The following is an 11,940-nucleotide window of genomic DNA, read 5'->3' on the forward strand; positions in this document are numbered from 1 at the left end:
ACGGACCGCTGAACCGGCCGCTGTACCGACGGCTGAACGGACCGCCGAACCGGCTGCTGTACCGACCGCCGAACCGGCTGCTGTACCGACCGCCGAACCGGCTGCTGAGCCGACCGTTGAACGGACCGCTGAACGGACCGTTGAACCCCCGCCCCGGCTGGGACCTGTCCGGTCCATCACGGCCGGGGCCGCGGCGCTGCCGACCCCGATCGACCGGACACCCCCTAGACGGCGATCCGGTGCTCGCCCGCGTACACGTTCATGTCCGGCCCCCGCAGGAACCCGACCAGCGTCAGCCCCGTCTCGGCCGCCAGGTCCACCGCGAGCGACGACGGCGCCGACACCGCCGCGAGCACCGGGATCCCCGCCATCACCGCCTTCTGCGCCAGCTCGAACGACGCCCGCCCCGAGACCAGCAGCACCGCCCGCTCCAACGGCAGCAGCCCCTCCCGCAGCGCCCGCCCCACCAGCTTGTCCACGGCGTTGTGCCGCCCCACGTCCTCCCGCACGTCGAGCAGCTCCCCGTCCTCCGAGAACAACGCCGCCGCGTGCAGCCCGCCCGTCGAGTCGAAGACCCGCTGCGCCGCCCGCAACCGCTCCGGCAGCACGGACAGCAGCGCCGGCGTGAGCCGTACGGGAGGCGTGTCGGCGATCGGGAAACGGGCCGTCGTACGCACCGCGTTCAGACTCGCCTTCCCGCACAGCCCGCACGACGACGTCGTGTAGACGTTCCGCTCCAGAGAGATGTCCGGGACGGGCACGCCCGGCGCCAGCTGCACGTCCACCACGTTGTACGTGTTCCGGCCGTCGTCCGTCGCCCCCGCGCAGTACACGATGTTCCGCACGTCCGAGGCGGCCGCGAGGACACCCTCGCTCACGAGGAAACCCGCCGCCAGCGCGAAGTCGTCCCCAGGGGTGCGCATGGTGATGGCGATCGGCCGGCCGTTCAGCCGGATCTCCAGCGGCTCCTCGGCCACCAGGGTGTCGGGCCGCGTGTTCACCGCCCCGCCGCGGATCCGCATGACACGCCGCCGCTCGGTGACCCGTCCCATCGTGATCGCACCCGTTTCTTTCGCGAGGAAGGCCGTGAGGCCGCGAAAACGCGACGGAAACGGCTCTGACGGGGCCATTCTCCGTCACCGGGGACCCGTGCCCCACCCCGGCCCTTGTCATGGTCGGCCAAGCGGTACGGGTGAATGTTGGTGGTTTACGTCACCTGTTACCGATCAGTCGCTGGCAAGACTGGGGGATCCTGCCGGACGAACGAACCACCGAGGGGGTCCCGGTATGACGGGCACTCGCATTGCAGCGCTCGGGCACTACCAGCCCGCCAAGGTGCTCACCAACCAGGACCTCGCGGAACTGGTCGACACCGACGACGCGTGGATCACCAGCCGGGTCGGCATCCGCACCCGGCACGTCGCCGGACCCGACGAGCCCGTCGACGAGCTCGCCGCCCACGCCGCCGGCAAGGCCCTGGCCACCGCCGGGCTCGTCCCCGACGACATCGACCTCGTCCTCGTCGCCACCTCCACCGCGATCGACCGCTCGCCCAACACGGCAGCCCGCGTCGCCGCCCGCCTCGGCATGAAGTCCCCCGCGACCATGGACCTCAACGTGGTCTGCGCCGGCTTCACCCACGCCCTCGCCACCGCCGACCACGCCGTACGCGCCGGGGGCGCCCGCCGCGTCCTGGTCATCGGCGCCGACAAGATGACCGAGGTGTGCGACTGGACGGACCGCACCACCTGCGTCCTCGTCGGCGACGGCGCGGGCGCCGCCATCGTCGAGGCCGTGGACTCCGCCGAAGGCGAGGAGCCGGGAGCCGCACCCGGCATCGGCCCCGTCCTGTGGGGATCGGTCCCCGAGATGGGCAACGCCGTCCGCATCGAGGGCACCCCGCCGCGCTTCGCCCAGGAGGGCCAGTCCGTCTACCGCTGGGCCACCCAGCAGCTCCCCGCGCTCGCCCGCAAGGCCTGCGAGCGCTCCGGCCTGGCCCCCGAGGAGCTCGCGGGCGTCGTCCTGCACCAGGCCAACCTGCGGATCATCGAACCGCTCGCCGCGAAGATCGGCGCCGTCAACGCGATCGTCGCCCGCGACGTCGTCGACTCCGGCAACACCTCCGCCGCCTCGATCCCGCTGGCCCTCGCCAAGCTCGTCGAGCGCGGCGAACTGCCCTCCGGCGCCCCAGTGCTGCTCTTCGGCTTCGGCGGCAACCTGTCGTACGCGGGACAGGTCATCCGGGTCCCGTAGGTCCCGTAGGACGGAACGGGCGCCGTGCCCCTGCCGGGGCCGGCCCGGGGACGTGCCGGGCCTGGGTAGGGACTGAGTCGGGGCAGGCCGGGCTGACGTCCGGGCCGCGGGTCCGGGGGCAGGCCGGGACCGTGCGGGCCGCCGGTCCGGGGGCAGGCCGGGGCCGATATACGGACTGAGTCGGGGCAGGCCCGGGCCACCGGTCCGGGGGAGGCCGGGGTCGTGCCGGGACCCTGCCCGTGCGGTCGGCCGTGCCCCGTTCGGCGGAGACCGGTGGCGGCGCGCCGGGGGCGCACCTAGCTTCGATCGCGACGAGGGTCGTGCGGTACCCGGGCGCGGAATCGCTCCGCCTCCCGCACCCTCGCGTGACCGGGAGGACCGTCATGCGCGCGATACGTACCGCGTCCGCCGCCCTGCTCGCCGCCGCGGCCCTGGGGCTCGCGGCCGCGCCGACGGCCCTGGCGGAGGAGAACGAACCGAACATCACGTCGTTCGGGTTCTCCGTGACGCCCGCGACGGTCGCCCCCGGCGGCACCGTCACCCTCACCACCGACGGCTGCGAAGTGCCGTCGGTGACCGTCACCTCCGGCGTCTTCGACACGGTGACCCTGAGCGAGGGCCGATCGGGCACCGCCACGATCGACTTCGACGCCAAGGCCGGCGCCCGCTACGACATCACCTTCGACTGCAAGGGCGAACGCGGCACGGCGAGCCTCACCATCGCCGCGTCCGGCGGTCCGGGCCACGACACCTGGAACGTCGAGGGACCCGACACGTCCCCGGGCGTCCACAAGGGCGTGAAGGCCGGCTTCGGCTCCGAGGCCGGCGCCGCCGACGAAGGACTCGGCGCCACCGAGCTCGTCACGGGTGTCGTGCTGATCGTCGGAGCGCTCGGCGCCGCCGTCGTCGTGACCCGCCGCCGCGGCGCCGGCGGCAGCCTCTGACGGAGGCAGGCACCAGGGGCCCCAAGACTGCCCCTCCACCCCGGTGTGACGAGGACCGGGGCGGAGGGGCGCCACACACCCACGAGGGCCGCATCGCCAGGACGGCCGGAACGGAGGGGCACGGTAGTGCAGGGGACGAACCGAACGGGGACGCGTGGCGCCTGGGGCGTCATCGCCGTCGTCCTCCTGATCGGCGTGCACCTCGTGCGCGGCGGCGTGGAGGAGCTCCGCGCCGAAGGCCCCCCGCAACCCCTCGCGGCCGCCGCCCCCGACGGCACCCGGGCCGCCGGCACGAGACCCGCCCCCGACGGCACCCGGGCCGCCGGCACGAGACCCGCCCCCGGCTCCGTACTCGATCCGCTGCCGGCCTCCCCGCCCGTCCGGGTCCGCGTCCCGGCGGTCCGGATCGACGCGCCCGTCACGGAGGTCGGCCTCGACGCGGACGGCTGGATCGAGGCACCGCCGCCCGAGGACGACCACCTCACCGGCTGGTTCACCGGCGCGGTCACCCCCGGCGAACGCGGCACCGCCGTCGTCGTCGGCCATGTCGACACCCCGAGCGGCCGAGCCGTCTTCTACGACCTCGGTGCCCTCGGCAAGGGCCACCGCGTGGAGATCGTCCGCCGCGACGGACGGACCGCGGTCTTCGCCGTGTACGGGGTCGAGGTCGTCCCCAAGGAAGGCTTCCCCGCCGAACGGGTCTACGGCGACGTCGGCCTCCCCGAGCTGCGGCTCATCACCTGCGGCGGCACCTTCACCCGGGAGACCGGCTACAAGGGCAACGTGGTGGTCTCGGCCCGCCTCGTCGAGGTCCGCTGACGACCGAAGCCCCACTCCTTCTTCCCGCCCCACCCCTTCTTCCCGGCCCACCCCTTCTTCCCGGCCCACCCCTTCTTCCTGCAAGGCCCCTCCTTTGTCCCCATCCGGGAAAAAGTCTGCCCGGAATCCTGCGCGACTTCTTCCCACCCCGGAACCCCACTGCTACGTTCCTGCCGAAAGCCCGAAGGAGAGCGTGCGACGAGAGGGAGGGGCGCGTGAGACGCATGACGGCACGACCCGCCAACAAGCACCAGGCGCGGCTCCTCCGCCTGCTGCGCGACGGAGGCCCCAACTCCCGCGCCCAGCTGGGCGATCAGATCGACCTCTCCCGGTCCAAGCTCGCCGTCGAGGTCGACCGCCTCCTGGAGACCGGCCTCGTCGTCGCCGACGGCCTCGCCGCCTCCCGAGGCGGTCGCCGCTCCCACAACATCCGGCTCGCACCCGAACTCCGCTTCCTCGGCATCGACATCGGCGCGACTTCCATCGATGTCGCCGTCACCAACGCCGAGTTGGAGGTGCTCGGGCACCTCAACCACCCGATGGACGTCCGCGAAGGACCCGTCGCCGTCTTCGAACAGGCCCTGTCGATGGCGGCGAAGCTCCGCGACACGGGCATCGCCGAGGGCTTCGACGGCGCCGGGATCGGCGTCCCCGGACCCGTCCGCTTCCCCGAGGGCGTCCCGGTCGCCCCGCCGATCATGCCCGGCTGGGACGGCTTCCCCGTCAGGGAGGCCCTCAGCCAGGAACTCGGCTGCCCCGTCATGGTCGACAACGACGTGAACCTCATGGCCATGGGGGAGCAGCACGCGGGCGTCGCCCGCTCCGTCGGCGACTTCCTCTGCGTAAAGATCGGCACCGGGATCGGCTGCGGCATCGTCGTCGGCGGCGAGGTCTACCGCGGTACGACGGGCAGCGCCGGCGACATCGGCCACATCCAGGTCGACCCCGACGGCCGCGCCTGCGCCTGCGGCAACACGGGCTGCCTGGAAGCCCACTTCAGCGGCGCCGCCCTGGCCCGCGACGCCGAGGACGCGGCGCGCGGCGGCAGGTCGGAGGAGCTCGCGGCACGCCTTGCGGCGGCCGGCCGGCTCACCGCTGTCGACGTCGCCGCGGCCGCCGCCGCGGGCGACCCCACCTCACTCGCCCTCATCCGCGAGGGCGGCAACCGGGTCGGGCAGGTCATCGCCGGACTCGTCAGCTTCTTCAACCCCGGTCTGGTGGTGATCGGCGGCGGCGTCACCGGCCTCGGTCACAACCTCCTCGCCAGTGTCCGCACCCAGGTCTACCGGCAGTCCCTGCCCCTGGCCACCAACAACCTCCCCATCGTCCTCGGAGAGCTCGGCCAGACCGCCGGAGTGACCGGCGCGGCCCGCCTCATCAGCGACCACCTCTTCTCCCCGGCGTAGCCCGCCCGCGCGGCCCGCCGGCTCCACGACGGCGGGCGCCCACCCGTCCCCCAGGACGGAACGGACGCCCCCACCCCGCCCACCGGCCCGCACCGCCGTGCAGCACCACCCGCCCGCACCCCGCCCACCGGCCCGCACCGCCGTGCAGCACCACCCGCCCGCACCCCGCCCACCGGCCCGCACCGCCGTGCAGCACCACCCGCCCGCACCCCGCCCACCGGCCCGCACCGCCGTGCAGCACCACCCGCCCGCACCCCGCCCACCGGCCCGCACCGCCGTGCAGCACCACCCGCCCGCACCCCGCCCACCGGCCCGCACCCCGCCCACCGGGCAGTACCACCCCGCCCGCACCACCGGTCCGCCCGGTCCGCCCCGTCCGCCCGCTCCGGCGCCACCAGCACCCGCCGAGGGGAACTTCGCCATGGCCCCAGAACACCAACCCCCGCCCCTGCTCACCATGGAGGGCATCACCAAGTCCTTCCCCGGCGTCCGCGCCCTCGACGGCGTCGACCTGGAAGTCGCCCCCGGCGAGGTCCACTGCCTCCTCGGCCAGAACGGCGCCGGCAAATCCACCCTCATCAAGGTCCTCGCCGGCGCCCACCAGCCCGACGCCGGCCGCATCACCTGGAACGGCGAACCCGTCCGGCTCCGCACCCCCAGCGCCGCCGTCCGCCTCGGCATCGCCACCATCTACCAGGAACTCGACCTCGTCGAAGGCCTCACCGTCGCCGAGAACATCCACCTCGGCCACGAACCAGCCACCGCCGGCTTCGTCAAGGGCCGCGCCGCCCGCACCGCCACCACCGCCCTCCTCGCCCGCCTCGGCCACCCCGAGATCGACCCGGACCGCCACGTCCGCGAACTCTCCGCCGCAGGGCGGCAGATCGTCTCGATGGCCCGCGCCCTCTCCCACGACGTCCGCCTCATCGTCATGGACGAACCCTCCGCCGCCCTCGACCCCGACGAGGTCGCCAACCTCTTCCGCATCGTCGCCGACCTCACCGCCGCCGGCGTCGCCGTCGTCTACATCTCCCACCGCCTGGAGGAGATCCGCCGCATCGGCGACCGCGTCACCGTCCTCAAGGACGGCCGGGCCGTCGCCCGCGGACTGCCCGCCACCACCCCCACCCGCGACGTCGTCGCCCTCATGACCGGCCGGGACCTCCCGTACGTCTTCCCCGACCGACCCGCGCACCCGCCCACCACCCCGCCCGTCCTCCAGGTCCAAGGCCTCGCCAGACACGGCGAGTTCGAGGACATCGACCTGGAGATCCGCCCCGGCGAGATCGTCGGCCTCGCCGGACTCGTCGGCTCCGGCCGCTCCGAGATCCTGGAGACCGTCTACGGAGCACGGCGACCCACCGCCGGACACGTCCTCGTCGACGGCCGGCCCCTGCGCCCCGGCAGCGTCCCCGCCGCCGTCCGCGCCGGACTCGGCCTCGCTCCCGAGGAACGCAAGGCCCAAGGGCTCCTGCTCCTCGAATCCGTCACCAGCAACGTCTCCGTCTCCACCCTCGCCCGCTTCTCCCGCGGAGGCTGGCTCGACCGCACCGCGGAACGCCAGGCGGCCCGCGCCGCCACCCGCACCCTCTCGCTGCGCCCCGACCGGCCCGAGGCCCCCGTCCGCACCCTCTCCGGCGGCAACCAGCAGAAAGCCGTCCTCGCCCGCTGGCTGCTCCGAGGCTGCCGCGTCCTCCTCCTCGACGAACCCACCCGCGGCGTCGACGTCGGCGCCCGCGCCGAGCTCTACGCCGTCATCCGCCGCCTCGCCGACGAAGGCCTCGCCGTCCTCCTCGTCTCCAGCGAGGTCCCCGAGGTCCTCGGCCTCGCCGACCGCGTCCTGGTCCTCCGCGAAGGCCGCGTCGTCCACACGGCACCCGCCCGCGACCTCGACGAACACCGCGTACTCGACCTCGTGATGGAAGGGAGCCCGACCGCATGACCCTCACCACCCCGGCCAAGGCCCCGGCCGATGACAGCCGTTGGCGGGCACTCGGCATCCGGGCCGACGTCCGCAACCTGTCCCTCCTCGGCGTCCTCGCCGCCCTGGTGACCGTCGGCGGCCTCACCCGGCCCGCCGAGTTCCTCGCCACCTCCAACCTCCAGCTCGTCCTCACCCAGGCCTCCGTCATCGGCGTCGTCACCGTCGGCATGACCTTCGTCATCACGAGCGGCGGCATCGACCTGTCCGTCGGCGCCATCGTCGCCCTCGCCTCCGTCTGGGCCACCACCCTCGCCACCCAGGAGTTCGGCTTCGCCGGCATCCTCTTCACGGCCGTCGTCGTCGGAGTCGGCTGCGGACTCGTGAACGGCGTCCTCATCGCGTACGGCGGGATGGTCCCCTTCATCGCCACCCTGGCCATGCTCGCCTCGGCCCGCGGCCTCGCCCTCCAGATCACCGACGGCCGCACCCAGATCGTCACCGTCGACGCCGTCCTCGACCTCGGCGTCCCCGACGCCTACGTCCTCGGCATCCCGCCGCTCGTCCTCGTCTTCGCCGCCGTCACCGCCGCCGGCTGGCTGCTCCTCAACCGCACCACCTTCGGCCGCCGCACCGTCGCCGTCGGCGGCAACCCCGAGGCAGCCCGCCTCGCCGGCATCGACGTCCGCCGCCAGCGCCTCCTCCTCTACGTGCTCTCCGGACTGTGCTGCGGCATCGCAGCGTTCCTGCTGATCGTCCTCGCCGGCTCCGGCCAGAACACCAACGGCAACCTGTACGAGCTCGACGCCATCGCCGCCGCCATCATCGGCGGCACCCTCCTCAGCGGCGGCCGCGGCACCATCGTCGGCTCCGTCCTCGGCGTCCTCGTCTTCACGACCATCACCAACATCTTCGCCCTGAACAACCTGCAGAGCGACGTCCAGCAGATCGCCAAGGGCGCCATCATCGTCGCCGCCGTCCTCGTCCAACGCCGCTCGGCCCGCGACAGCGACACCTGACACCCACCCGGCCCCCGCACCCACCCGGCCCCCCTCGCACTCCACCTGCCCCCCCGTACCTCACCTGCCCCCCACCACCCACCACCCGCCACCCGCACCCGCCACCCGCACACCACCCCCCTCGCGCACCCCGCCCTCCAGAAGGGATCCACCGCCATGCCCGAAACCAGCCGCAGACACCTCCTCCTCGGCGGCGCGGCCGTCTCCGCCGGCGCCCTCCTCACCGCCTGCACGAGCAACGAACCCAAGAACCAGACCCCCACCGCCGGCCCCGCCCCCGCCCCCGGCACCGACGACAAGCCGGGCACCCCCGTCACCATCGGCTTCGCCGGCCCCCAGGCCGACCACGGCTGGCTCAACGCCATCAACGACAACGCCCAGCAGCGCGCCAAGAAGTACGCCGACGTCACCCTGGAGATCACCGAAGGCTCCAACGAGACCGCCGCCCAGATCGGCCAGGTCCAGACCCTCATCAACAAGAAGGTCGACGTCCTCGTCATCCTCCCCGCCGACGGCAAGGCCCTCACCCAGGTCGGCCTCCAGGCCATGAACGCCGGCATCCCCGTCGTCAACCTCGACCGCGTCTTCGCCTCCCCGCAGGCCTACCGCTGCTGGATCGGCGGCGACAACTACGGCATGGGCCTCAACGCCGGCCGGTTCATCGGCGAACAACTCAAGGACAAGCCCAACGCCACCGTCATCGAACTCGCCGGCATGGACAGCCTGGAACTCACCAGACAGCGCACCCAAGGCTTCGACGACGCCCTCAAGAACTACCCCAACATCCGCAAGGTCGCCCGCCAGGCCGCCGACTTCACCGTCGAGTCCGGCCAAGCCAAGATGGCCCAACTCCTCCAGGCACAACCCAAGTTCGACGCCCTCTGGAACCACGACGACGACCAGGGCGTCGGCGCGCTCCGCGCCATCGCCCAGGCCGGCCGCAAGGACTTCCTCATGGTCGGCGGCGCCGGAGCCAAGTCAGCCATGGACGCCATCAAGGCCGACGACGGCGTCCTCAAGGCCACCGTCCTCTACCCGCCCACCATGGCCGCCTCCGCCATCGACCTCGCCCGCGCCCTCGCCCAGCAGAAGGGCATCAGCGGCATGGCCGAACTGGAGATCCCCGCCTCCATCACCCTCTACTCGGCCGTCGTCACCAAGGACAACGTCGACGAATACCTCCCCACCGGCTTCAGCTGACCGGCCCGACCCGCCGGACACCAGCCCACCCCGGGGCAGCAGCACCCCGCCGCACCACGAAACGGAGGAACCGCATGGACACGACGGAGAGCGGGACCGCACCACCGGCCCTCGGCATCGGCATGGTCGGATACGCCTTCATGGGCGCCGCCCACTCACAGGGCTGGCGCACCGCCGGACACGTCTTCGACCTGCCGCTGCGCCCCGTCCTCGCCGCCGTCGCCGGACGCGACCCCGACGCCGTCAGGGCCGCCGCCCGCCGCCACGGCTGGGCCGCCGCCGAAACCGACTGGCGCGCCCTGATCGCCCGCGACGACGTCCAGCTCGTCGACGTCTGCACCCCGGGCGACAGCCATGCGGAAATCGCCGTCGCCGCTCTGGAAGCCGGCAAACACGTCCTCTGCGAGAAGCCCCTCGCCAACTCCGTCGCCGAGGCCGAAGCGATGACTGCCGCCGCCGAAACCGCCGCCAACCACGGCCAGATCGCCATGGTCGGCTTCAACTACCGCCGCGTCCCCGCCCTCTCGTACGCCCGCACCCTCATCGCCGACGGCCGCCTCGGCGAACTCCGGCACATCCGCGTCACCTACCTCCAGGACTGGCTCGTCGACCGCGCCTTCCCCCTGTCCTGGCGCCTGGAACGCGAACACGCCGGCTCCGGCGCCCTCGGAGACCTCGGCGCGCACGCCGTCGACCTCGCCCAGTACCTGGCGGGAGAACCACTCGTCGGAGTCTCGGCGCTCACCGAGACCTTCGTCCGCAAGAGGCCCCTCCTCGCAGGCGCCGCAGCCGGCGGCCTCACCGGGGCAGCGGGCTCGGAGACGTACGGACAGGTCACGGTCGACGACGCCGCCCTCTTCACCGGCCGCCTCGCCTCCGGCGCACTCGCCTCCTTCGAGGCCACCCGCATGGCCGCCGGCCGCAAGAACGCACTCCGCCTCGAACTCAACGGCGAGAACGGCTCCCTCGCCTTCGACCTCGAACGGCTCAACGAACTCTCCTTCCACGACCACACCGAACCCGCCACCACCGCCGGCTTCCGCCGCATCCTCGTGACCGAAGCCGACCACCCGTACCTGGAGGGCTGGTGGCCACCCGGACACGGACTCGGCTACGAGCACACCTTCGCCCACCAGGCCCGCGACCTGGTCCTTGCCATCGCGAGCGGCACCGCCCCCGCACCCTCCTTCGCCGACGGCCTCCAGGTCCAACGCGTCCTGGCCGCCGTGGAGGACAGCGCACGGAACAACGCCGTCTACACCCCCGTAACCCCACCCCCGCCCACGCCCGCACCGCGCTAGGAGGTACCCGACCGTGCCGCGACCCTTCACCCTCTTCACCGGCCAATGGGCCGACCTGCCCCTGGAGGAGGTCTGCCGACTCGCCCGCGACTTCGGCTACGACGGACTCGAACTGGCCTGCTGGGGCGACCACTTCGAAGTCGACAAAGCCCTCGCCGACCCCGCCTACGTCAAAGGCAGACGCGAACTGCTCGACGCGTACGGACTGAAGTGCTGGGCCATCTCCAACCACCTGGTCGGACAAGCCGTCTGCGACCACCCGATCGACGAACGCCACCAGGCCATCGTCCCCGCCCGCATCTGGGGCGACGGCGAAGCCGAAGGCGTCCGACAGCGCGCGGCACGCGAACTCGCCGACACCGCACGAGCCGCCGCCGCCCTCGGCGTCGACACCGTCATCGGCTTCACCGGCTCCTCCATCTGGCACCTCGTGGCGATGTTCCCACCCGTGCCCCCACGCATGATCGACCGCGGCTACGAGGACTTCGCGGACCGCTGGAACCCCATCCTCGACGTCTTCGACGCCGAAGGCGTCCGCTTCGCCCACGAAGTCCACCCCAGCGAGATCGCCTACGACTACTGGACCACCCAACGAGCCCTCGAAGCCGTCGACCGGCGCCCCGCCTTCGGCCTCAACTTCGACCCCAGCCACTTCGTATGGCAGGACCTCGACCCCGTCGGTTTCCTCTGGGACTTCCGCGACCGGATCTACCACGTCGACTGCAAGGAAGCCCGCAAACGACTCGACGGCCGCAACGGCCGCCTCGGCTCCCACCTCCCCTGGGGCGACCCCCGCCGCGGCTGGGACTTCGTCTCCGCGGGACACGGCGACGTGCCCTGGGAGGACGTCTTCCGCATGCTCCGGTCGATCGGCTACGCCGGACCCGTCTCGGTCGAATGGGAGGACGCCGGCATGGACCGCCTCACCGGCGCCCCCGAGGCACTCACCCACCTCAAGCGGTACGACTTCGACCCGCCGGCCGCCTCCTTCGACGCGGCCTTCGGCAGCGGCGACTGACCGAACCGAACAACACCCAGCTCACCCACCTCAACCACCCCACTCATCCGACCTGCCCC

The 11,940-nt window shown here is 72.9% G+C and carries 10 protein-coding genes; 9 read left to right on the forward strand and 1 reads right to left on the reverse strand.

Features of this window, described 5'->3' with window-relative positions:
- Window positions 1-224 precede the first annotated feature (224 nt).
- Window positions 225-1,052 (reverse strand): formate dehydrogenase accessory sulfurtransferase FdhD, encoded by an 828-nt coding sequence (gene fdhD / locus IE124_RS05950; protein ID WP_189505502.1) that lies wholly within the window; start codon window positions 1,050-1,052, stop codon window positions 225-227.
- A 235-nt stretch (window positions 1,053-1,287) separates the two neighbouring features.
- On the opposite strand from fdhD, the gene IE124_RS05955 reads away from it, so the two are divergent.
- From IE124_RS05955 to IE124_RS05995, 9 genes are all read left to right on the forward strand, one after another.
- Window positions 1,288-2,253, forward strand: a complete 966-nt coding sequence (locus tag IE124_RS05955) for a beta-ketoacyl-ACP synthase III (RefSeq protein WP_189505504.1) — start codon at window positions 1,288-1,290, stop codon at window positions 2,251-2,253.
- Window positions 2,254-2,636: 383 nt separating this feature from the next.
- Window positions 2,637-3,197, forward strand: a complete 561-nt coding sequence (locus IE124_RS05960) for a hypothetical protein (RefSeq protein WP_189505505.1) — start codon at window positions 2,637-2,639, stop codon at window positions 3,195-3,197.
- Window positions 3,198-3,323: 126 nt separating this feature from the next.
- On the forward strand, window positions 3,324-4,016 hold the full coding sequence (locus IE124_RS05965) for a class F sortase (RefSeq protein ID WP_189505507.1): 693 nt from the start codon (window positions 3,324-3,326) through the stop codon (window positions 4,014-4,016).
- A 224-nt stretch (window positions 4,017-4,240) separates the two neighbouring features.
- A complete protein-coding gene (locus tag IE124_RS05970) occupies window positions 4,241-5,422 on the forward strand; it encodes an ROK family transcriptional regulator (protein ID WP_189505580.1) in 1,182 nt (393 codons plus the stop codon).
- Window positions 5,423-5,843: 421 nt separating this feature from the next.
- Window positions 5,844-7,364 carry a sugar ABC transporter ATP-binding protein gene (locus IE124_RS05975; RefSeq protein WP_189505581.1) on the forward strand — a complete coding sequence of 507 codons (1,521 nt, stop codon included), beginning with the start codon at window positions 5,844-5,846 and terminating at the stop codon, window positions 7,362-7,364.
- Window positions 7,361-8,362 (forward strand): ABC transporter permease, encoded by a 1,002-nt coding sequence (locus IE124_RS05980; RefSeq protein ID WP_189505508.1) that lies wholly within the window; start codon window positions 7,361-7,363, stop codon window positions 8,360-8,362. Before IE124_RS05975 ends, IE124_RS05980 begins: the two co-directional genes overlap by 4 nt.
- Before the next feature lie 156 nt (window positions 8,363-8,518).
- Complete coding sequence (locus IE124_RS05985) at window positions 8,519-9,562, forward strand: substrate-binding domain-containing protein (protein ID WP_189505509.1); 1,044 nt, start codon at window positions 8,519-8,521, stop codon at window positions 9,560-9,562.
- A 74-nt stretch (window positions 9,563-9,636) separates the two neighbouring features.
- Entirely contained in the window at window positions 9,637-10,863 is a 1,227-nt protein-coding gene (locus IE124_RS05990) for a Gfo/Idh/MocA family protein (RefSeq protein WP_189505510.1), read from the forward strand.
- Between the two features lie 13 nt (window positions 10,864-10,876).
- Window positions 10,877-11,881 carry a sugar phosphate isomerase/epimerase family protein gene (locus tag IE124_RS05995; RefSeq protein WP_189505511.1) on the forward strand — a complete coding sequence of 335 codons (1,005 nt, stop codon included), beginning with the start codon at window positions 10,877-10,879 and terminating at the stop codon, window positions 11,879-11,881.
- Window positions 11,882-11,940 lie beyond the last annotated feature (59 nt).

Source organism: Streptomyces narbonensis (assembly GCF_014649015.1).
Taxonomy (GTDB): Bacteria; Actinomycetota; Actinomycetes; order Streptomycetales; family Streptomycetaceae; genus Streptomyces; species Streptomyces narbonensis.